Source organism: Kitasatospora sp. NPDC005748 (assembly GCF_040630735.1).
Taxonomy (GTDB): Bacteria; Actinomycetota; Actinomycetes; order Streptomycetales; family Streptomycetaceae; genus Kitasatospora.
Map to the genome: position 1 here is coordinate 1 of NZ_JBEXYD010000009.1, position 20,783 is coordinate 20,783.

Annotated in this window: 17 protein-coding genes; 4 read left to right on the forward strand and 13 right to left on the reverse strand. The window is 76.7% G+C overall.

Annotation, left to right across the window (positions count from 1 at the left end; genetic code table 11):
- Positions 1 to 50 precede the first annotated feature (50 nt).
- From ABZ495_RS09765 to ABZ495_RS09785, 5 genes are all read right to left on the reverse strand, one after another.
- Positions 51 to 407, reverse strand: a complete 357-nt coding sequence (locus ABZ495_RS09765; protein WP_352291954.1) for a hypothetical protein — start codon at positions 405 to 407, stop codon at positions 51 to 53.
- Positions 408 to 515: 108 nt separating this feature from the next.
- Positions 516 to 677 (reverse strand): hypothetical protein, encoded by a 162-nt coding sequence (locus tag ABZ495_RS09770; protein WP_329485968.1) that lies wholly within the window; start codon positions 675 to 677, stop codon positions 516 to 518.
- A gap of 285 nt (positions 678 to 962) precedes the next feature.
- The gene (locus ABZ495_RS09775) at positions 963 to 2,183 is read right to left on the reverse strand and encodes a cytochrome P450 (RefSeq protein WP_359804455.1); all 1,221 of its coding nucleotides are present in this window, start codon (positions 2,181 to 2,183) and stop codon (positions 963 to 965) included.
- A gap of 298 nt (positions 2,184 to 2,481) precedes the next feature.
- Positions 2,482 to 2,721, reverse strand: coding sequence for a ferredoxin (locus tag ABZ495_RS09780; RefSeq protein WP_352291960.1), 240 nt, complete (start codon positions 2,719 to 2,721; stop codon positions 2,482 to 2,484).
- Positions 2,722 to 2,902: 181 nt separating this feature from the next.
- The gene (locus ABZ495_RS09785; protein WP_359804456.1) at positions 2,903 to 4,471 is read right to left on the reverse strand and encodes an ATP-dependent DNA ligase; all 1,569 of its coding nucleotides are present in this window, start codon (positions 4,469 to 4,471) and stop codon (positions 2,903 to 2,905) included.
- Positions 4,472 to 4,809: 338 nt separating this feature from the next.
- Here ABZ495_RS09785 and ABZ495_RS09790 point away from each other — a divergent pair, with 338 nt between their 5' ends.
- The 3 genes from ABZ495_RS09790 to ABZ495_RS09800 all read left to right on the forward strand — a co-directional run bounded on the left by ABZ495_RS09790 (position 4,810) and on the right by ABZ495_RS09800 (position 7,854).
- Positions 4,810 to 4,977 carry a hypothetical protein gene (locus ABZ495_RS09790; protein WP_359835123.1) on the forward strand — a complete coding sequence of 56 codons (168 nt, stop codon included), beginning with the start codon at positions 4,810 to 4,812 and terminating at the stop codon, positions 4,975 to 4,977.
- A gap of 160 nt (positions 4,978 to 5,137) precedes the next feature.
- Positions 5,138 to 6,130 (forward strand): CAP domain-containing protein, encoded by a 993-nt coding sequence (locus tag ABZ495_RS09795; RefSeq protein WP_359804458.1) that lies wholly within the window; start codon positions 5,138 to 5,140, stop codon positions 6,128 to 6,130.
- 122 nt (positions 6,131 to 6,252) lie between these two features.
- The gene (locus tag ABZ495_RS09800; protein WP_359835125.1) at positions 6,253 to 7,854 is read left to right on the forward strand and encodes a sigma-70 family RNA polymerase sigma factor; all 1,602 of its coding nucleotides are present in this window, start codon (positions 6,253 to 6,255) and stop codon (positions 7,852 to 7,854) included.
- 40 nt (positions 7,855 to 7,894) lie between these two features.
- On the opposite strand, the gene ABZ495_RS09805 is transcribed toward ABZ495_RS09800, so the two are convergent.
- The 6 genes from ABZ495_RS09805 to ABZ495_RS09830 are packed head-to-tail and all read right to left on the reverse strand — an operon-like array spanning position 7,895 to position 17,316.
- Positions 7,895 to 8,146, reverse strand: a complete 252-nt coding sequence (locus tag ABZ495_RS09805; protein WP_359804460.1) for a hypothetical protein — start codon at positions 8,144 to 8,146, stop codon at positions 7,895 to 7,897.
- 50 nt (positions 8,147 to 8,196) lie between these two features.
- Complete coding sequence (locus ABZ495_RS09810; protein WP_359835126.1) at positions 8,197 to 12,642, reverse strand: tetratricopeptide repeat protein; 4,446 nt, start codon at positions 12,640 to 12,642, stop codon at positions 8,197 to 8,199.
- A 6-nt stretch (positions 12,643 to 12,648) separates the two neighbouring features.
- Positions 12,649 to 13,797, reverse strand: a complete 1,149-nt coding sequence (locus ABZ495_RS09815; RefSeq protein WP_359835128.1) for a MoxR family ATPase — start codon at positions 13,795 to 13,797, stop codon at positions 12,649 to 12,651.
- Positions 13,794 to 15,674 (reverse strand): hypothetical protein, encoded by a 1,881-nt coding sequence (locus ABZ495_RS09820; RefSeq protein WP_359804463.1) that lies wholly within the window; start codon positions 15,672 to 15,674, stop codon positions 13,794 to 13,796. Before ABZ495_RS09820 ends, ABZ495_RS09815 begins: the two co-directional genes overlap by 4 nt.
- On the reverse strand, positions 15,668 to 16,774 hold the full coding sequence (locus ABZ495_RS09825; RefSeq protein ID WP_359835130.1) for a hypothetical protein: 1,107 nt from the start codon (positions 16,772 to 16,774) through the stop codon (positions 15,668 to 15,670). The genes ABZ495_RS09820 and ABZ495_RS09825 overlap by 7 nt, the downstream gene beginning before the upstream one ends.
- A complete protein-coding gene (locus tag ABZ495_RS09830) occupies positions 16,771 to 17,316 on the reverse strand; it encodes a CU044_2847 family protein (RefSeq protein ID WP_359835132.1) in 546 nt (181 codons plus the stop codon). Before ABZ495_RS09830 ends, ABZ495_RS09825 begins: the two co-directional genes overlap by 4 nt.
- A 322-nt stretch (positions 17,317 to 17,638) precedes the next feature.
- On the opposite strand from ABZ495_RS09830, the gene ABZ495_RS09835 reads away from it, so the two are divergent.
- Entirely contained in the window at positions 17,639 to 18,739 is a 1,101-nt protein-coding gene (locus ABZ495_RS09835) for a chemotaxis protein (RefSeq protein ID WP_359835134.1), read from the forward strand.
- Positions 18,740 to 19,220: 481 nt separating this feature from the next.
- Here the strand turns inward: ABZ495_RS09835 and ABZ495_RS09840 are convergent, their stop codons facing one another.
- Positions 19,221 to 20,159, reverse strand: a complete 939-nt coding sequence (locus ABZ495_RS09840) for a hypothetical protein (protein WP_359835136.1) — start codon at positions 20,157 to 20,159, stop codon at positions 19,221 to 19,223.
- Positions 20,146 to 20,667 carry a SigE family RNA polymerase sigma factor gene (locus ABZ495_RS09845; protein ID WP_329485957.1) on the reverse strand — a complete coding sequence of 174 codons (522 nt, stop codon included), beginning with the start codon at positions 20,665 to 20,667 and terminating at the stop codon, positions 20,146 to 20,148. The genes ABZ495_RS09840 and ABZ495_RS09845 overlap by 14 nt, the downstream gene beginning before the upstream one ends.
- Positions 20,668 to 20,783: the final 116 nt, after the last annotated feature.

The window sequence follows — 20,783 nt, forward strand, 5'->3', positions numbered from 1 at the left end:
GGTGGCCCCGCTCCCGGGCACCCGGGAGCGGGGCCACCCCCGTGTGCGCCTCAGACGCCGGGCGCCTGCGGGGCGGAGGCCCCGCGCCCGGTCTTCACGGTGTTGACCATGGCCTGGTGGATCGCCCGCGCCGTGATCTCGTCCGTCGCCGGCACGGGGCTGCCGGCCACGGTGTACCAGTCCAGCGCCCCGGTGTACTGCACGGTCAGCCGGGCCTCGCCGTCCACCCACGTGGTGTGCACGGTGAGGTCGCCGGAGATCGGGCCGACCTCGGCGGTGGTGACTCCGCCCGGTCCGCTGATGATCGATTGAGTGGTCCAGGTGGCCCAGGACGCCCGCGGGTCCCCGGGCCTCCCGGTCGGCCGTCCGCCCTGCGCCGCCGATGCGCTCTGCTGCTGCTCGCTCATGCGCCCATCCTTCCCCGCCGGGCCGCCGCCGAGCGGGCAGCGACACCCGCGGTCGCGGAGGCCGCCCGTCCGGCGGGCGGCCTCGTGGAGATCCTTCGTCCTGGAAGGTCAGCTGTACGCCTCGGGCTCCTCCGGAGGTGCGCCCTCCGCCTGCGAGGTGTCCTGCGCGTGCTGGTTCTGCATCGAGGTGATGCCCTCCTCGGGGTCGGCCGCGCGGATGTCCTCCTCCCGATCGACGCTCACCTCGGACCGTGCGCTCATATCGGTCATCGCGGGCTCCGTCTCCTCGGCCGGCCGGGGTCGCCCGAGAGCACCACAGCCTGCCGTGGTGCGGGCCGGCCGCCGGGCCGGGCTCCTGCTTCGCCCCTCCAGCCTGCCTCGGTGCCCGCGCCGCGGCCAACCGAGCCCGGTAGCCCGTGCGCCGGGGCCGACCGGGCTCCGCGGTCGCGGCCGAGCGGATCGGCCGGACCGGACGGGTGCCTGCGTCACCCCTTCTGCCCGGCCGCGCCGGCGTCATGCCCGTTCCGGGGCGTGGATCCGCTCCGGTGGCGGGGCTCACCAGGCGATCGGCAGCGCCTTCAGGCCGTAGATGAACGCGTCCGAACGGAAGGTGAGCTCGCTCTCCGGCACGGCGAGCCGCAGCCCGGGCAGCCGGTGGAAGAGCGTGGCGAGGGCGATCTGGAGCTCCGCCCGGGCCAGCGGCTGGCCCAGGCACTGGTGCACGCCGAAGCCGAACGCGAGGTGGCGCCGGGCGTCCCGGGCCACGTCCAGCTCGTCGGCGGGGAGGTGGCCGGGGGAGCCGAAGAGCTCCTCGTCCCGGTTGGCGGTGGAGAGCATCGCGACCACCCCGTCGCCGGCCCGGATCCGGACGCCGCCCAGCTCGACGTCCTCCAGCGCCAGTCGGGGCAGCCCCATGTGGATGATGGTGAGGTGGCGCAGCAGCTCCTCGACCGCGCCGGGGACGGCTGCCGGGTCGGTCAGCCGCGCGGCCTGCCCGGGGTGGCGCAGCAGCAGGAGGGTGGAGAGCCCGATCATGTTGGCGGTGGTCTCGTGGCCGGCGACCAGCAGCAGCATGCCGGTGGCGGCGATCTCGCGGAGGCTGAGGTCGTCGCGGGCGGCGAGCCGGCTGAGGATGTCGTCGCCGGGGCGGCGCCGCTTCTGCGCGGCGAGGCCGCCGAGGTAGTCGAGCAGCTCGGTCTGGGCCCGGCGCACCTCGGCCTCCTCCACCGTGGTGCTGACCAGGACGCGGCTGAGCTCCTGGAACATCTGCCGGTCCTCGTACGGGACGCCCAGCAGCAGGCAGATCACCAGGGAGGGCACCGGCAGCGCGAAGTCGCCGACCAGGTCGGCGGGGGCACCGGACGCGGTCATGCTGTCGAGGGCCTCGTCGACGATCTGCTGGACCTCGGGGCGCATCGCCTCGACCCGCTTGACCAGGAAGTCCCCGGTGACCATGCGGCGCAGCCGGGAGTGCTCGGGGTCGTCGAGGCGCAGGAAGTTGGGGTTGGCGGCGAGGATCGCCCGCCGGCCGGGGGTGAAGGACGGGAACTCCGGACGGCGGACGTCCGCGCTGAAACGGCGGTCGGAGAGCAGCGAGCGGACCTCGTGGTATCCGGTCACCAGCCAGCAGGAGGAGCCGTCCAGCAGCGCGGCGCGGGTGACGGTGCCCGCGCGGGCGGCCTCGGTGTAGACGGGGGGCGGGCTGAACGGGCAGACGCCGTCGTGCGGGGCGGGCAGCAGCGGGGCGGGGGCGGGGGCGGTGGGCGTGCTCGTCAAGGTGGGGTCTCCTCGCGTGGCGGAGCGATGGGCGGCAGGGGCGGGCGGCAGCGGACGGGCGGCGGGCCCCGGGGGTGGACACGCGGGCCCGTCCGGCGGCCGGGAACCGGATGCCGAGTGACGTGGGGAAGGCCGCCGTGGGCGGCGGCCGGTGGGGGCGCCGGACCGGTCGGGCCCGGCGGGTGGTCAAGGAGGACGACGGACGCTCAAGGAGGGCGGACGCTCAAGGAGGGCGGACGCTCAAGGAGGACGGCGGGCGTCCCCGGGGCGGGCGGGAGCACCGGCCCGGCGGCGGCCCCTAACCGGCCGCGGGGCCCGTCTGCTCCCGGTCTCTCTCCGGAGCCTCCTCGGCGACGGTGATCGCGCCGCCCGGGCAGAGCTCGGAGGCCAGCCGCACGTCGGCGAACCGCGCCGGTGGCAGAACGGTCAGACGGAGCCTCACCAGGCCGTCGTGGTCGTCCTGTTCGAAGACCTCCGGCGCCGTGACGACGCACTGGCCGGAGCTGCAGCAGCGGTCCTGGTCGATGCTCACCTGCATGTACGGACACCTCTCAGTGGTGTGGCACCGGATCGCCCGGGCCGGCCGCCCCCCGCCGTCCACGCCAACGTAGCCGTCGCTCTGTCGCACACGAAGGGTGCGTCGCCATACTCGTGCAGAATGGCCGATTCCACGCTCGACCCGAACAAAGCTCTGGCAAAGGCGGTTTGACCGACCGTCATCACCCTTCCGAGGCGCGTCCGGCCTCGCTGAGCCCCTCCGCCGCGGCGATCTCCCGGACGGTGGCCACGGTGTCCGCCTCGTCCGCGCTCTTGTCGGGCCGGTAGCGCAGCACCCGGGCGAACCGCAGGGCCAGCCCGGCGGGATAGCGGGGGCTGCGCTGGACGCCGTCGAAGGCGATCTCCACGACGAGTTCCGGCCGTACCCGCACGGTGTACGAGTCCCGTTCGACCTCCCGGGCGAGGAGTTCGGTGGTCTGGCGGGCGAGCGTCTCGTCGGTCAGGCCCTTGAAGGTCTTGCCGAGCATCACCCAGGGCCCGAGGCCGGGCTCGCCGGCGGCCCGGGCGCCGAGGTGCAGGTTGCTGAGGAAGCCGCGCCGCCGGCCGCTGCCCCACTCGGCGGCGAGCACCACGAGGTCCAGGGTGTGCCGGGGCTTGACCTTGATCCACCCGGCTCCGCGCCGGCCGGCCGCGTAGCCGGCCGCGGGGTCCTTGGCCAGCACGCCCTCGTGGCCCAGCGCCAGGGTGTCCCGGAAGAAGGCCAGGGCGGCCTCGCGGTCCGCCGTCCCGGTGCGCGCCACCCGCAGGGCGGCCGGCACCGACTCGTCGAGGGCCGCCCAGCGGTCCAGCCCCGGCCGGTCCACGAAGTCCACGCCGTCGCGGTGCAGCAGGTCGAAGAAGTAGGCGTTGAGCGGCACTTCGGCGCGCAGCCGGTCCGGGTCCTGCCGGGAGGCGGTCCGCGCGGCGGTCTCCTGGAACGGCCGGGGGCGGCCGTCGGGGCCGAGCGCGATCGCCTCGCCGTCCAGCACCGCCGAGCGCACCGGCAGGGCGAGGGCCGCCTCGACCACCTCGGGCACCCGGGCGGTGATGTCGTCCAGGCTCCGGGTGAACACCGCGACGTCCCGGCCGTCCCGGTGCACCTGGATCCGGATGCCGTCCAGCTTCCACTCCAGCGTGGCCGGGCCGATCCGGTCGAGCGCGGCGGCGACGTCCGGTGCCGAGGCGGCCAGCATCGGCCGGACCGGGCGGCCGACCTCCAGCCGGAACGCCTCCAGGGCGGGCGCGCCGCCGGTCAGCGCGGCCTCGGCCACCGCGCGGGCCGAACCCCGGAACATCAGCGCCCGCCGCACCGCCGCCGCCGGGACGCCGGCGGCCTGGGCGACGGCGTCGGCCACCACCGCGTCCAGCGCGCCCTGGCGCAGCTCGCCCACCAGCACCGCCCGCAGGAACGCCTGCTCGACCTCGGTGGCCCGCCCGAACAGCTCGGCCAGCAGCCGCTGCCGCTCGGCCCTGGCGCCCGGGCCGTGCACCGCGGCGATGGCCTCCAGGGCCTGCTCGGTCTCCCGGACGCCCCAGGACGGCTCGGCGACGGCGGGCGGCAGGTCGCGCAGGGCCGCCGGTCCGATACCGGTGCGCAACCGGTGGGCCTCTCCGGAGAGCAGGGCCACCGCCGCCGGGGCCTCGGCCGGGCCCAGCTCGCGCAGGCAGTCCGCCAGCAGCGTGGTCTTGGCCCGGCGGCCGGGCTCGCCCGCCACGGCGCGGGAGGTCAGGGCCAGGTGCCGGAGCAGCATGGGGGCTCCTCGATGGGGGCTCGGCGCCGGCCGGACCCCAGTGCCGGCCGGACCCCAGAGCGGGCCGGACCCGAGAGCGGGCCGGACCCGAGAGCGGGCCGGACGCGGTATCGGGGCCGACGGGAACGCGGGAGGCGCGGATCGGACCGGCGAACGGATCGGGCGGGGAGGCTCCAGCATCCGCGACGCGGCCCGTTCCGGATCGCAGGACACGCCCCGGGCGCGGCCGGAGGGATTGTGCCACCGCGTAGTGCGCCGGCCGGGGCTCTTGGCCGTACCGTCCAGTGGAAGGGATTCCGACGGCCCGTCATGCCGCGGACGTCCGGGTTGGCGCTGCGGTGGAGGTGCCGCTCGCCCGGCTCAGGGCGATCGCCGCCGGGCGCGGCCGGCACGCCGTCCGCTGGAGCACCGCCGACGACGGCCGCCGGGCCCGCGGCACGGACGGCCAGGTGCCCCACCGGACCATGTTCGTGACCCACGCCATGGCGCCGGCCGCCGCCGGCTGACAGGCTCCGGAAGCCTCGGTCCCCCCGGTCCGACCGGTCCGACCCGCCACCGGCCGGAGCATCGGAAATTCGTTCGTACTTTCTGTTATCGGCGCGCCGCCGGGGGGTCTCCCAGGTGTCGGCACCCGTACCGGCCGGCCCGAACAGGAAGTGTGCCCAGGTGAACAGCGAAGACAGGACGACGATCCTCCCCGCCGTCGGGGGCCCGGACGCCTCCGACGGCGGCCGCGCGGCACGGCGCGCGGCCGACCGCCACCGGGGGCGCGGCCGCCGGGGCCGCCGCCGTCGCAGCGTCGGCCCGGTGGTGGCGGTGGTCGCCGCGGTGGCCGGCACCGGGGTGATCGCCGCGCTGGCCGGCGCCGGCTACGGCTACTACCACGGGTCCGCCGACCGGGACGGGCAGTGGACGGTGGCCCTGGACCCGCAGATCGCGGCGGAGGCCGGGGACCACAACGGGATCCAGATCCCCGGGTCCGGTGTCATCGACCCGGCGCTGAAGCCCTCGCCCACCGACAGCCCTTCCGCCGCCGACCCGGCCCACGCCGCCACCGCGACCCCGGCGCCGTCCGACTCGGCCGCCGCGGGCCAGAGCCCCTCGGCCGGTGCCGCCGCGCCGACCGCGTCCGCCCCGGCCACGGCCTCGGCGACCGCCAAGCCGACCTCCACCGCGAGCGCCGGCACCGCCCCGAAGGCCTCGACGAGCGCGGCCGCGACGCCGCCCCGGACCACCGCGGCCCCCGCGAGCGGCGCCCCCGCGGGTGGCACCGCGGCCCAGTACGCCCAGCAGGTCGTGGACCTGGTCAACGCCCAGCGCGCCCAGAACGGGTGCGGACCGCTCACCGCCGACTCCCGGCTGGCCACCGCCGCCCAGGGCCACAGCGAGGACATGGCGGCCCGCAACTACTTCGACCACGCCAGCCCCGAGGGTCGGCACGCGGACTACCGGATCGAGGCGACCGGCTACCGCTGGAGCAGCTGGGGCGAGAACATCGCCCGCGGTCAGAAGGACCCGGCGGCCGTGATGGACGCCTGGATGAACAGCCCCGGCCACCGCGCCAACATCCTGAACTGCTCCTTCAAGCAGATCGGCGTCGGTGTGAAGACCGGCTCCGGCGGCCCCTGGTGGACCCAGGTCTTCGCCTCCCCGTCCTGATCTCCGGCCCCCGCTCGAACCCCCGTTTCCGAATCCGCGCGAATTGTTGTTATCTGAGCACTTCCCCGAGGTCTCCCAGGAGGCAACGGCGGACGGATGACGGCAAGACGGAGTGCGTACCCATGAACGTTGACGTGCAGAGCAGGACCGGGACGACCCTGGTGCTGGCGGCCCAGTCCGGCGACCGGCAGGCCCAGGAGGCGCTGGTCGCCGCCTGGTTGCCGCTGGTCTACAACGTCGCCGGCCGTGCGTTGAACGGCCACGCCGACGTCGACGACGTGGCCCAGGAGACCATGATCCGGGCGCTGGACGGCCTGGACGGGCTGCGCGACCCCGAATCCTTCCGCTCCTGGCTGGTCGCGATCACCATGAACCAGGTCCGCCGGCGCTTCACCGGCCAGCAGCAGAGCACCGTCGGCGGCCTCGACGAGGCCTGGGAGCTCGCCGACCCGCGGGCCGACTTCACCGACCTCACCATCCTGCGGCTTGGGCTGTCCGGCCAGCGCCGCGAGGTCGCCGAGGCCACCCGCTGGCTGGACCCGGACGACCGGGAGCTGCTCGCGCTCTGGTGGCTGGAGGCCTGCGGCGAACTCAGCCGGGCCGAACTCGCCGAGGCGCTCGACCTGACGCCGCAGCACACCGCGGTCCGGGTCCAGCGGATGAAGAAGCAGCTGGAGGCGGGCCGGGTGGTGGTCCGCGCGCTCACCGCCTACCCGCGCTGCGCGGAGCTGGTCGAGCTGACGGCGGGCTGGGACGGCACCCCGGACTCGGTGTGGCGCAAGCGCATCGCCCGGCACATCCGGGGCTGCGCCGGCTGCGACGGGCTCGGCCGGGACCTCTTCCCCGCCGAGGGCCTGCTGGCCGGCCTGGCGCTGGTGCCGATCCCGCTGGACTCGCCCACCGGGCTGCAGCTCCAGGCCGCGGCCGCCGCGGCCGGCTCCACCCCGCCGCCGGGCTCCGCCGGCGGGCCGGGGGGCGGTGCCACGGGCTCCGGGGGAGCGTCCGGACCGGGGGGAGCGCAGGGCCGGTTCGGCCCGATCCGGCGTCGGACGGCCGTCGCGGGCGGTACGGCGGCGGTGCTGGCCGTCGCGACCCTCGCCCTGGTCTGGCCGCATCCGCGACCCGAGCACGCCGCGCCCGAACCGACCACCCCGAGCGCCGCGCCCGACACCCTGCCCGACAGCTTGCCGGTGCCAGCGATACCCGTGCAGTCCGTACCGGAACCGCCCGTCACCGAAACCCCGGCGGCCCCGCCGGCGCCGACCTCGACACCCACCGAGCCGCCGGTGGCCGTCACCGCGCCGCCGTCCCCGGTGACCGCGCGCCCGGCCACGCCGCCCAGCCCGGAGCGCCAGCTGGTCGACCTCGTCAACGCCGAGCGTGCCAAGGTCGGCTGCGCCCCGCTGCGGATCGACCCCAAGCTGCACGCGGCGGCGCAGAAGCACTCGGACGACATGGTGGCCCGGAGCTACTTCGACCACGTCAACCCCGACGGCGCCCGCGCGGACGCCCGGCTGTCGGCGGCCGGCTACCGCTGGTCCCAGTGGGGCGAGAACCTCGACCGGGGCCCGACCGCCCCCGCCACCGTGGTCTCCCGCTGGATGGACGGCGGGATCCACCAGTCGAACATGCTGGACTGCGGCTTCAAGGACGTGGGCATCGGCGTGACCACCGGGCCCGGCGGCTCCTACTGGACCCAGGACCTCGGCGCCCCGCTCGGCTGACCACCGAGCGCCGGTACCGCCGGGCCGCCCGGTACCGGCGTCAGGACGGCAGGCCGATCAGGCCGTCCGCCTGACCGGTCACGTGACCGGTGGCCTCGCCGAGCACCCCGCCGGCGTCGCCGACCTGCCCCGGCAGGGCGGCGGGCGCGGCGTTCAGCGTGCCGCCCTGCTGGAGCGGGCCGGACAGGTCCCCCTGGCCGCCGATCGCGCCCGCGTGCGCGCTGGGAGCGGTGAGGGAGGCCACGACACCCACGGCGAGCGAGGCGACGGCGAGCAAGCTGCGCTTCTTCATGCCCCGCCCAACGACACTGCGCCACCCGGGTTACGGCCGGGCCGCCGGCTTCACCCGTCCTCGTCACGCGGGCGGGGGCCGAGCCGGGCGAGCGCGGCGTCGATCGGTACCAGCCGGGGGTGCTCCGGGCCGAGCCGGGCGGCCAGCACCGCCCGTGCCTCGACGAACAGCCCGCGGGCCCGCGCGTCCTGTCCGGTGGCCGCCACCACCCGGCCCAGCCGCCACCGGTTCTCCGCCCACGCGGGGTGGTCGTGGCCGTGCACCCGCCGGTGCAGCTCCGCCGCCTCGGCCAGGGCCCGCCGCGCGCCGCCGTGCCGGCCGCGCGCCGCGAGCAGCATGCCGGACACGTCCAGCGCGGTGGCCAGCCGGTGCGGCTGCTGCTCCGCCCGGCCGCGGCGGTAGGTCAGCACCGCCTCGCCGATGGCGGACACCGAGTCGAGTTGACGGGTGCGCAGGCCCTGGTAGCTGCCCGGCAGGCCCGCCCCGGGGATCTCCAACTGCTCGAAGTACTCGCGCATGGTGTCGACCAGGGTCTCGCTGGCCCCCATGACGAGGTCGAGCGACTCCACGTCCCGGTCGGAGCCGGCCTTGCGCAGGCTCTGGGCGAGCAACTCGCAGGCGGCCAGGCTCGGGTGGCCCTGGAGCAGGGACAGCCGCGCGCGGTCCTGGCGGATCGTGACCTCCAGGACGGCGGCCACCCGGGGCAGGTAGGAGCCGAGGCGCAGCAGCTCGGTCCAGGCCTGTTCCAGGTGGTCCGCGGCCCGGTCGAGCCGGCCGGCCTCCAGCTCGGTCAGGGCCAGCTCGCGGTCGATCGCCACGCCGGTCAGGGCCAGCTCACGGTCGGCGGCGGACACGGGCGCCGCGACCTCCTTGGGGGAGCGGTCCGCGCCGCCGCGCGGGCCGAGGGCCCGGGCGGCGGACCGGAGTTCCCGCAGGGACCCGGCCGGGTCACCGAGGTCCCGGCAGATCCCGGCGGCCAGCCGGTGGGCGCGGACGGTCAGCCGGGCGGTGGCGGCCCCGGCGGGCTGCCCGGCGAGGTCGGCCAGTGCCCGGCCGGTCCGGAGCTTGGCCTGGTCGTACTGGGCACCGGCCCGGAGCACCTCGGCGAGCAGCAGCATCGCGTCCACTTCCTCCTCCCCGAGCGGTCCGTGCCGCCGGCGCAGGGACTCCTGGTAGCTGAGATAGGCCTCGGCGGCGACGAGGTCGCCCTGCCGCACGCGGAACCGGGCCAGCCGGTGCAGCAGCTTCGAGCGGTCGGCGGTGTCGGCGGCGTAGTCGTCGGCACGCTGGACGACGGTGTGGGCGTGCGGCAGCAGCGCGGTGCAGGTCGCCCAGTGCTGCGGTGACGTCGGGTCGGGCGGGAAGCAGGCCAGCACGGCCCGCAGGGCCGCGCGTGCCCAACCGCGTCGCCGCACGGGCGACATCCGGGCGCGGACGGTCCGCTGCAGCTGCTCGTGGCCGTGGATGGCGATCGAACCGGTGCGGCTGTCGGGCGCGATGCGCAGCAGCCGGTCGGCGGAGAGCTGGGTCAGCACCTCGGTCGGCAGGCGTCCCTGGAGGGGGGCGGCGCCGGTGCCGGGGTCGTCGGCGGCGGCCCGCAGCCCCTGGGTCATCAGTTCGAGGCTGAGGCCGCGGGGAGCGAGGAAGGCGCAGATCGAGAGGACGGCCATGGCCCGCCCGTCGACCTCGGAGAGCCGGTCGAGCAGCACGTGGTACGGCACGGTCGGTTCGGGACGGGCGCCGGGCGCGCCCGGGTTGGCGGCCCGGACGACCGTGGTCTCGGAGGCCTGGGCGAGCAGGCCGGGCAGCGCCGCCAGGTCGTCCTCGGGATCGGCGGCGGGGCCGGCCGGTCCGGAGCGGCGCCGGACGCCGCCCCCGAGGGGCAGGAGATGGCCTTCGAGGGCCCGGCGGTCGGAGCTCTCGACACCGGTGGTGATCAGCACGCTGCCGTAGCCGTCGGGCGGCCAGTGGCCGCCGACCAGGGTGCGGGGCGAGTAGCCGGCCATCCAGCGCTCCTGCTCGGGCATCTCCCCGCCGAGGTCGTCGATGACGATCAGCCAGCCGGGGTGCTCGACGAGCCGCCGATTCGGCTCCGAGCCGTCCGCCGGGCCGTCGCCGGCGGTGGCCGCGAGGCCGTGCAGGGCCGCGAGTTCGGCGAAGGACTGCGCGAGCCGCTCGTGGGTGCTGCCGTCCACCCACCAGACCAGCGAGTAGGACTCCCGGTGCAGATGGGCGTAGGCGAGGGCGAGCGAGGTCTTGCGGGTCCCGGGCGGGCCCTGGACGACGCAGAGCGAGCGCTCGGCGGTGGGGTGACCGGCGGACCGGGCCCCGGCGGCACTGCTCCCGGGGTGCAGGATCCGTTCGACCTCGACGAGTTCGCGCTCCCGGCCGGTCATGTCGGGGCGGCTCTGCGGCAGGTTGCTCCAGGTCGGTCCGGCGGCCCTTGCGGGCAACCGGTCCCCGGCCGCCGTGGCGAGGTCCGGCGCCGCCGTGCCGCGTCGCCACCAGCGGCGGCGCGCCGTCGTCTCCGGCCCGGTCCGGAGCGTGCCGTTGTCGGACAGGAGGACGGCGGGCGGACGTTCGGTCGGCTGCCGGGCCGGGGGCGCCGCCCCGGTCGCGGCGGCCGTCCGGGCATTCGACGGCAGGCGGACGGCGAGCCGGTCGGCCAGCGCGCCGTCCGCGCCGCCCAGGCCGCGCAGGACCTCGACCGCCACCTCGGCGAACGGGACGCTCTGCGCGGGCAGCGCCGCGGCCCCGGCCGGGGCCGCGGCGGCGAGCGCCGCCAGCGCGCGGAAGTCGAGCGTGCCGAAGGTGCTGGCGACCGAATGGGACACCCCGGCCAGCACCCGGAGCACCTCGGCGGACTCGCCCCTGGTCAGCGTGGACAGCAGGCCGCTGCGGACCCCGGGGCGGAAGTCGTAGAGCACCGCCTCCGGGTCCTCCCCCGGGACGTGGGGCGAGCGCCGCTCCAGCAGGCCGGAGAGGTGGACCTCGGCCAGGTGCGCCGCCGAGGAACCGGCGAGCATGGCCTGCTGGACGTGGCGCATCACCGGCAGGCTGAGCGGCGCGGCGGCCAGGAACCCGGCCAGCTCGTACGCGGTGGGGGAGGCCTCCCGGCGGAACCGGGCGAGCAGGTCGGCCGGCGTCTCGTCACCGGGCGGCCGGTGGGTGGGGGGAGGGGGCGGTCCGAAGGGCCGCAGGCCCCCCGGGCGGGCCGGACGGCCGTCCAGGGGGACGGCCAGGACCGGCGTCCAGTCGGGGGCCCGGCCGGAGATCATCCGGGACCAGGGCGCCAGCCAGTCGGCGCGCAGCTCCAGGACCGTGGCCCAGGCGGTGCCGGGCCCGGACCGGCCGTCGGGTCCGGTCGGTCCGGTGGGCTCGCTCCACGGGTCGTCGGCGGTGAACAGCACGGCCGGCCGCTCACCCGGCCGGACCCGGGCCCGGGCCGGAACGGGGTGCAGGGCGGTGCGGTGCCAGTGCCGGCGCGGCAGGACCTGGAGCACGGTGACCGGTGCGTGACGGCTCCAGTCGTGCATCGCGGCGGGCAGCGTCCGGCCGTGCCAGAGCGGGCCGACCCCGTCCGTCAGCAGCAGCACGATCCGCCGGCCGCGCGGGTCGGGGGTCAGGCCCAGGCCCGGGCCGGCGCAATGGCGGGCGGCGGACCGCGCGGGTGCGGTGGGCACGCGGTGGTGGCGCGGCGTCAGGACGGGTACGCCGGTGTGGTCGTGCAGGGACCAAGCGCGCACCCGCCGGAAGGCGCCGTGGCGGCGCAGCAGCGCGGCCAGTTCGTCCGCCAGCGTGGACCAGACGGCCATGGTCGGGCCGCAGTCCACCACCAGGTCCGCGTCCAGCCACCGCTCCGGGGCGCCCTGCCAGACCGGCAGCACCAGGCCGGCGCGGCCGGAGACCGCCACGGTGGCGGACTCGTCCAGCACCCGGTCGTGCGGCGAGCGCACGGTGCGGCGCAGCGGGCGCAGGGCGCGGGAGAGCGCCAGGGTGTCGGCCAGCGCGGGCCTGGCGGGGCTGCGGACGCCGATCGCCGGACGGTCCCCGGTGCGGCCGGTGTCCGGTACGGGAGGCAGGTGGAGCGGGACGACGCCGGGCGGCCCGGTCGGTGGCGACGGTGGCCCGGGCGGGTGCGGCCCGGCGGCGGCCGGTGACCGGGCGCCGCGGTCGGGGGCGGGCGTGCGGCGTGCGGCGCCGTCGGGGTCGCCCTCGTCCTGGTCCCGGGCGGCCCGGTCGACCGCGGCGCGCAGCGCGGCTCCCCAGGCGGCCGCGGCCTGCTCGTTCTCCTCCTCGTCGACCACGGGCAGCGGTGGCAGCCGGACCCGGGCCGGTTCGGCCGCGGTGTCCGGGCGCAGCCCGCAGACGTGGGCGAGCCAGAGCACGTCGGCCAGGTCGCGCGGGTCGGTGCTGCCCTCGGGCTCGGTCCCGTCCCCGGTGAGCAGACGGCCGAGCTGGCGCAGCAGCTCCTCGGGCACGGGGGCCGTGGACACCGGGTGTCACCGCTCCCCGAGCGAGCGCAGCAGGTGGGTGTCGAGCAGGTCCCGGCCGCCGTCGTCGTCCCACAGGCCGCGGGAGGCCATCAGCAGGGCGTTGAGCAACTGGTCGTTGGCGAGGTCGGCGCCCTCCTCCTGCTGCTTGGCCAGGAACCGGGCGATCAGTCGCTCGCGGACCTCGGCGGGGACGGCGGCCCCCGGGCCGGAGAGGTGCGCGGCGACCATCCGGGCGAGCTTGTCCGGACTCGGGCGGGGGATCTCCAGGCGCAGGCACCGCCGCAGGAAGGCGGCGGGGAAGTCCCGCTCCTCGTTGCTGGTGAGGATCACCAGTGGGAACTCGGTGCAGCGCACCCGGCCCCGGCGCAGCGACGCCCAGCCGTCGTCGTCGCCGGTCATCACCCGGGCGTCCTCGTCGTCGAGCCGGCTGAGCTCGGGGATGACGAACTCGCCCTCCTCGAAGACGGTCAGCAGGTCGTTGGGAAGGTCCAGGTCCGCCTTGTCGATCTCGTCGACGAGCAGGACGCGGGGCCGGTCCCAGGGCAGCAGCGCGGTGCCGAGCGGGCCGAGCCGCAGGTAGGGGCCGATCCCCGGGGCCGAACGCTCCTCCCCGCCCGCCGCACCGGTACGGTCGCCGCCGCCGGCGCCCGGGCGGCCGAGGGGGCGCAGGCCGGTGTCCTGGAGCCGGCCGATCGCGTCGTAGTGGTACTGGCCCTCCTGGAGCGTCGAGCGGCTGGTGACCGGCCAGTGCAGCACCGGACCGAGGCGCAGCTCGTGCGCGACGCTGTACGCCAGGGTGGACTTGCCCACCCCGGGTGGTCCGGTGACCAGCAGCGGACGGCGTAGGTGGAGGGCCATGTTGACGAGGTGAATCTCCTTCTCGTCGGCCTGGTAGGCGGCGGCCCGGTGGTCGCGGCCGAGCTTGCGGACGGCGACCGCCTCGGACATCTCCGGGGGAGTGGGCAGGCCGGAGCGGTCTTCGCCGTCGCGGCGGAAGGAGCGCCACGGCGGGGCGTCCGGGAGGGCCCGGATCCCGTCGTGCGGGTGGCCGGCGCTGCGGTAGAGCCACCAGTCCGGCGCCGGCCCGTCCGGCCGGCGGGGGGCCGGGCGCGGCGCGGGGACTGCTTGGGCGTCGCCCTCGAACGGGGTCGTCACGCGGGTTGTCCTTCCTGCTGGGCCGGCCCGCGGCCGGGGTGGGGCAGCGGACCGGGCGGGGCGCCGGGGGCGGGGTCCGGCTCACGGGCGGTGCTGTGCGCGGGGGCGCTGAACGGCGACGGCGCCAGCCAGGCGGCCTGGCCCGGCTCGTCCCAGAGCAGCGTGAGGTGGTGACCGAGGTCGGCGGGGTCGTCCTCGGCGGCGGCCCGGCGACGGCGGTGGACGTGCGCCGCCAGGCCCGTCAGGCGACCGGTCGTCAGTTCGCCCAGGAGCTCGTGCAACTCGATGGAGCTGCCGGCGTCCCGCCGCCAGACCATCACCGGGATGCCCTCCCGGAGGGCGTCCTTGACGGCGCGGTAGGAGGCGGCCCGCTGCTTCGGGTGGTAGGCGTACGGGAAGGACAGCGCCAGGATCGCGGTCTGCGGCCGCTCGTCGAGCCAGCGCCGGACGTCCCCCGGCCGGCTGCCGAGCCGCAGGGTGCGACCGGCGGCCTCGGCGTCGAGCGGCGCGAGGTCCTCGGCGAACGCGAGCCAGCCCGGCAGGTCGGCGACGGTCCCCAGTGGGTCGCCGTCCATGGTCGCCTCCAGGGCGCGCCACTTGCTCTTCCAGGCCGGGTGCCAGAGCGTCGACCGGATCCGGTCCAGCGAGCGGACCACCACCGGGAAGTGCATGCCGACCGGGTAGTCGTCCTCGTCCATCGGCCACAGCTCGGCGGGGTGGCTGAGGAGGGACCACGGCAGCAGGAACTCCACCCGCAGGCCCTCGGCGTTCGCCGCCGCCGCGGCCAGCTCCCGCCAGGTCGTCAGGTGCCGGCTGCCGCTGCCGCGCAGGGCGGACTGGGGGATCCGGTCGTCCGAGGCGTGTTTGGACACGAGCCGCCACGGCTGTTGCGCGGTGTCGTACAGCAGGGCCTCGAAGGAGTAGACGGGCTCGGCGTCCGAGCCGATCGGGGAGACGTCGTCCAGGACGATCTGCAGGACCAGCGGGTGGTGCTGCTCGGCCGGGCCGTCGCCGTGGGCGGCGGTGGCCTGGGCGGAGCGGGCCAGGTCGGCCTCCGCGATGCCGAGGTCGTGGGCCTGCTGCTTCACCAGGTCGGCCAGGGCGGCGGATTCGGGGCCGGTGGTCTCCTCGGCGAGCCCGGCCAGGAAGCGCAGCAGCAGCGGGGGCGGCTGCCGGTCGCCCGGTGGTTCGGGGGCCGCCGGTCCCGACGGCCAGTCGGGGCGGGCCTGGTTGAGGTGGGCCTGCGGGAGGTGAGGCTGCTGGAGGCGGGTCTGGTCGAGACGGGCCTGGTTGAGGCGGGTCACCGCTTCGGGCAGGCCGTCCCGGCTCCGCACCGGGTGGGTCTCGCCGGGGGTGCAGGCGGCCTCGACCAGGCGCTGGACGACGGCCGGGCCCGGCGTCGGTCGCAGCGTCCGGAGGACGCGCAGCACGGCGAGCTGCGTGGCCGGGGCCAGCAGACCGGGCGCCGTGATCGCCTCGACGGTCGCGGTGAGCCAGCCGACGGCGGCCGTGCCCCCGCGCTGGAAGCGCAGGACGTCGGCGAGGTGGACGAGGGCCTGGGCCGGGTCGTGCCAGCGGCGGCAGCCGCGGACCACCTCCTGGAGGTGGTCGGTGACGAGGGCGCTGAAGGGGACGGCGAAGGCGCCGGGCGGGGAGAGCCGGTGGCCGAGCTCGTCGAGGGTGCGCTCACGGAACGCCGGGTCGCCGATGCCGGGGACCTCGGCGAGGACTTCGCACAGCTGCCGGTCCGCCTCGGCCGGCCATGGCCCGCAGTCGGTCGGCCCGTCGTTCGCATGGCCGGCCGCGTCGCCGGCGCCGGGATCGGCGGGCCGCAGCCGCTCGCCCAGACGGGCGAGCAGGCCCCGGCGGTCTACCACGGACAGCCTCCCGGTCCGGCGGCGCGGGGACCGGGGAACCCGTCTCCGGCCGGGCCGCCGGAGCCGGCCTGCGGGAGGTCCGCGAGGGTGCGGAGCTCGTCGACGGCGGCGAGGCCCGGTCGCAGGAAGTCCAGCGCGTCCAGCACGGCGGCCAGCGCCGTCGCCGGATCACGATGGCTCGCGCACGCCTGGAGCAGCTCCATCAGGTGGTCGACGGCCTGCGACCGGTGGGCGACCCGCAGGGGCTCCGACGGACCGAGCTGTTCCCCGGCCGCGCGCAGCACCTGACGCCGGAAGTCGGGGTCGTCCAGGTCGGGCACGGCCAGGAGGAGGGGCACGAGCTCCCGGGCCCCGGGAATCGCGCCGGCACGGTGTGCCGGAGTGGCACGTTCTGCCGGATTGGCATGCTCTGCCGCATTGGCACTCGCTGTCGGGCCGGCACCCGCTGTCGATCCGGCCTGCTGCGCCGCCTCGGCCCCGGCGGTCAGTGCGTGCCGCAGCGGGTCGATCACCGGCAAGGCGGCCGCGAGGGCCGACAGCGGTGTGAACCAGCCACCGCGCACCCCGTCGAAGTCCCGACTGCCCTTCAGCACCCCGCACACCGCGCCGGAGTCCAGCCGGACGACCATGCCGCCACTGAACCCGTCCCGTACCTCGTCCCCGGTCAGCCGCAGATAGCCCGCCGCCGGGCCGGCCACCGTCAGCAGCAGGGAGTCGCAGTGGACCCCGGGGACCGGAGTGTGGGTGGAGAACCCGCTCACCAGTACCGCCGTTCCGGCCTCCGGCGGGCGCCCGGCGTCGAGGAGGAGCGGCACCGCCGCCACCGTCCGGTCGAGGTCGAGCAGGGCGAGATCCGGGAAGGCGTGGAACCTGCCGTCTCCCGGTTCGGTGGGGAAGAGCCGGCCGGGACGGGCCGCGCCGGCCCGTCCGCACGCGCCCCGCACGCCCAGCCCGGCGCGGCCGCGACGCGCCACGTGGGCGGCGGTCAGCACCATGGTCGGGGAGAGGACGAATCCGCTGCCCAGGAAGCCCGAGTCGTCGAAAACCTCGACGGCGGCCGCTCGCGTGGCCGCCACCCCGGGCGGCCGGCGGTCCGTCACCGGAGGTCGCTCACCCGCGGTCCGGCCGGGGCTCCGGCTCCGGGCGGCCCGGTGTCCGGTCCGCCGTCCGCACCACCCGCCCCGCCCTGCCCGCCGTCCGCGCCGTCGCCCGCACCCGGGTGGGCGACGTCGCGCCGCGCCGCCCGGGCCGCCGAGACCCGCGCCGTGTCCCAGCTCATCCGGACGGTGAACGAGGCCTCGCCCCCGGCTTCGGCCACCACGCCGATCAGCTTCCCGGACTTCACGGCCAGTTTGAGCCCGAACTCGACCTCCAGCGCGTCCGGCATCGCCGGGCCCGCGTCCGCGACGCTGTCGGAGGCCCAGCGTCCGACGTCGCGCAACACCCCGCCGACCGCGTCCAGCCGCAGCGGCAACTCGGCGAGCGCCCGCCCGGCGGCGTCCCGGACCCCGGCGTCACCGCCCGCCCCCGTCCCCGTCCCGGCCGCGGGAGCCGGTACTGGCGCCGTCGCGGGCTCCAGCGCCGTCACCTCGGCGTGGACGAGCGCGCCCCCGCCGAGATCCACCGTGATGACGTCCCCCACCTGTGACTCCCCCTCGGCCTCGATGTGCGGCAGCGCTCAGCGTAGGGGCTGGGCCCGCCGTACGACACAACTATCCGACGATCAGAGAGTTTTGATCGCCTCTCAGCTGAGCGGCGGATCTTCCGTGGGCGGGGGCGGGCCTCCCGCTGGGTCCGGTGCGCCCGGTCCCACCGTGGATACGGACACCTTTTCGGTGGCGGCGGGCATAGGAGCGGGTTTGGATGGGGAGGGGTGGAGAGGCAAATCCGGCAAAGCTGGCAAACCATAAGAGAATCTGATTCTGCCGAGCATGTCGAGGCAACCGCGACAAGAAGGGCATCCGATGCACGCAGCCGAGCTCACGCCTGCCGTCCTCGCCGAACTGCGCCGCCCCCGGCGCTACCCGGCCGTCTCCATCCTGCTGCCCACCCACCGAAGCGAGCCCGACAACGCCCAGGACCCGGTGCGCCTGCGCAATCTGATCGCGGAGGCCAAGAACCGGCTGCAAGCGGACGAGGCCGTGTCCCGGGCGGACCGGCTGGACGTGGTGGAGCAGCTGGACCGGGCCCTGCGGGAGATCGACCTGGTGCACGCCGAGGACGGTCTGGCGATCTTCGCGGCGCCCGGTGAGCACCAGGTCTGGTCGCTGCCCCGGAGCGTCGCCGCCCGGGTGGTGTTCTCCGAGACCTTCCTGACCCGCAACCTCGTCTCCGCCTACGCGGCCGGCGCGCCGTACTGGGTGCTGACGGTCGCCGCCGACCGGGTCGCGCTGTTCGGCGGTACGGCGGCGCGGCTGGCCGAGCACACGGCGGGCGCCTTCCCCCTGGACCAGGTCGGCCCGGACTGGGACGTCGAGCGCAAGGAGCGGATCGGCGACGTGCCGAGCACCTTCCGCGACGAGGAGACCAGGCGCTTCCTGCGGGACGCGGACACCGCGCTGGCCGCGGTCCTGGAGGCCGACGCGCGCCCGCTGTACGTGCTCGGCGAGGCCGCCGCGCTCGCCCTGCTGGACGAGGTCGGCACCGCCGTGAAGCGGGCCGCCGCCCAGGTGCCGCGCGGCGGCCTGGGGCACGCCTCGGCCGCCGCCGTCGCCGAGGCCGTCCGCCCCATCGTCGCGAAGCAGGAGCAGCAGGCCGTCGCCGAACTCCACGCGCGGCTCGACTCGGCCCAGAGCGTCAAGGCGCTGGCCGCCGGCATCGACGAGGTCTGGCAGAACGTGAACGAGGGCCGGGCCGCGCTGCTGGCGGTCGAGGAGGACTACTGGGAGCCGGTGCGGGTCACGGACAGCCACCTGGTGCCCACCACCGCCGACGAGCCGGACGTCCGCGACGACATGGTCGACGAGATCGTCGAGCGCGCCCTGGACACCGGCGCCAAGGTGCAGTTCGTCCCCTCCGGCGAGCTCGCCGGCCGCGACCGGATCGCCGCCGTGCTGCGCTACTGACCACCGTCCGCCCCGGGCCCGGCCGGTCACCCCGGCCGGGCCCGGGGCGGTCTGCCGCCCGCGACCCGCGGTCCCGCCGCCGTCGGAGGACGGATGTCCGGCCCGCCGCCGAGGACGTCGAGGGGCGGGCGGCCGTCAGCGGGATCCCTCGCCCGGCGGCGGCTTTCCGGTCACCACCAGGGCCTGCCGGGCCGCCGCGGTGAGCCGCCCCGGTCGGGGGCCGGCCCGGCGGCCCGGCAGGCCCGCCGGGGCCGGTTCGCGGGGTGCCGGCGGCGCCGGGTGCACCGGGGCGAGGGCTCGGCCGCGTCCCGGGTCGCCGGGGGTCCGGGCCGCGGCGGCGCGGACGGGGCGGCCGCCGAGCCCGCGGTGGCGGGCGCGCAGCCCAGCAGGAGCAGCATCAGGCCGACGAGGGTGCGACGGGGCAGGGCCATGGTGGGACCGCCTTCGGGATGCGGGGTGGGCGGAGCGGGGCCGGGCGGGTTCAGTCGACCAGGCTGCCGTCGGCGACCCCCGAGGCGCCGCCGGTGATCCGGACGGAGTCGACGATCTTCTGGACCAGGCCCAGGGTCCGGGTGGACGCGCGGTTCAGGCAGGCGGTCAGCTCGACCACCGCCACCGCGTCGCCCAGGGCGATCGCCCGGTACCCGGTGAGCTGGCTGGTGCCGCCGCGGAGGCTGCACTCCTTGTCGATCGTGGAGTCCTGCACGGCCATCGTGGTCCCCGTCCCCGCGATCTTCCCGAGGTAGGCCGGGTCCCTGAGCAGGGTCATGCTGACGAGGGCGCCGTCGGTCGCCAGGGCGGTGAGGGGCGTGCAGTAGCCCGGCTCGGGTGCGCACTCGGGCCCGCCCGCCAGCGGTTGGCTGGCCGTGTACCCGGTCGCGCGCAGCGCGTCGGGGGAGCGCACGACCAGGGTGGACCAGCCCGGCGGCACCCGGATGATCACGCTGTTGAGTTCCGGGTACCGGACGGCCTGCCAGTCGTCCTCGGCGACGGGCAGGGAGCTCGGGGCGACGCTCGGCGCCGGGCTCGCGCCCTCCGGTGGCAGGCTCGGCGACGGGGCCCCGTTCCCGGGTGCGTCGGCGGCCGGTCCGCCCGCCGAGGGGCGCAGGGCGGTGTGCGTCGGCGCGGGGGCGATGGCCGGGGCGGCGGCCAGCGCGGCGGCGAGCAGGCCCCCGGTCAGCCCGGCCCCGAGCCCGGCCGCCCGGCGCCGGCGGCGGTTGCGGGCGGCGAGTTCGCGGATCCGGTCCATCCGGTCGGCGGGCGCGGGCAGGTGCGGGGCGGCCCGCTGCAGCAGCACGCGCAGCTCGTCCTCCACCTCGGCGTCTGCCATCGAGAGCCCGTCGGGGGCGCCGAGCACGGGGTCGCCGAATCCGGGGTGTCCGGGCCGGCGGTCGGGGCGGTCGGGGTCAGACCAGGTCACGGCGTCCCCCCTCCAGCAGCAGCTCCCGGGTGGGCATCTTGCCGCGCAGGGCCTGCAGCGCCCGGTGCGTCTGGCTCTTGACCGTGCCCGTGGTACAGCCGAGTGCCTCGGCGGTCTCCTCGACGCTCAGGTCCTCGAAGTACCGCAGCACGACCACCGCGCGCTGCCGCGGCGGGAGTGCCCGGACGGCGGCGGCCACCACCTCGCCGACCACCAGCTCCTCGAACGGGTCCGAGGTCACGGGCTGCTCCGGCAGTTCGCCGTGCGGCAGTTCCCCGTGCCAACGGCGCCGCCACCAGGAGACGTGCGAGTTCACCAGCACCCGCCGGACGTACGCCTCCGGCCGGTCGATCGCGATCTTCTCCCACCGGGGCCAGACCTTGGCGAGCGCCGTCTGCAGCAGGTCCTCGGCGAGGTGCGGATCGCCGGTCAGCAGCCAGGCCATCCGCAGCAGGCGCGGGCTGCGGGCGGCGACGAACTCCTCGAAGTCCGGTGTCGCATCCCTCATCGTGCCGCCCCCGCCATGGTGCTCCCGTCGTTTCCGCCGTCATCGCCGGCCGTTGTGGCCGTGCCGTCGTCGTCCTACTCACGGCTGCTGAACGCGATGGGAGGTCGAACGGGTTG

Excerpts from the sequence above, each read along its gene's own strand:
- ABZ495_RS09805 (WP_359804460.1), bottom strand. The coding sequence starts at position 8,146 with ATGAAGAAGCGCAGCTTGCTCGCCGTCGCCTCGCTCGCCGTGGGTGTC.
- ABZ495_RS09780 (WP_352291960.1), bottom strand. The coding sequence starts at position 2,721 with ATGCAGGTGAGCATCGACCAGGACCGCTGCTGCAGCTCCGGCCAGTGC.
- ABZ495_RS09765 (WP_352291954.1), bottom strand. The coding sequence starts at position 407 with ATGAGCGAGCAGCAGCAGAGCGCATCGGCGGCGCAGGGCGGACGGCCG.
- ABZ495_RS09800 (WP_359835125.1), top strand. The coding sequence starts at position 6,253 with ATGAACGTTGACGTGCAGAGCAGGACCGGGACGACCCTGGTGCTGGCG.
- ABZ495_RS09770 (WP_329485968.1), bottom strand. The coding sequence starts at position 677 with ATGACCGATATGAGCGCACGGTCCGAGGTGAGCGTCGATCGGGAGGAG.
- ABZ495_RS09785 (WP_359804456.1), bottom strand. The coding sequence starts at position 4,471 with ATGCTGCTCCGGCACCTGGCCCTGACCTCCCGCGCCGTGGCGGGCGAG.
- ABZ495_RS09835 (WP_359835134.1), top strand. The coding sequence starts at position 17,639 with ATGCACGCAGCCGAGCTCACGCCTGCCGTCCTCGCCGAACTGCGCCGC.
- ABZ495_RS09845 (WP_329485957.1), bottom strand. The coding sequence starts at position 20,667 with ATGAGGGATGCGACACCGGACTTCGAGGAGTTCGTCGCCGCCCGCAGC.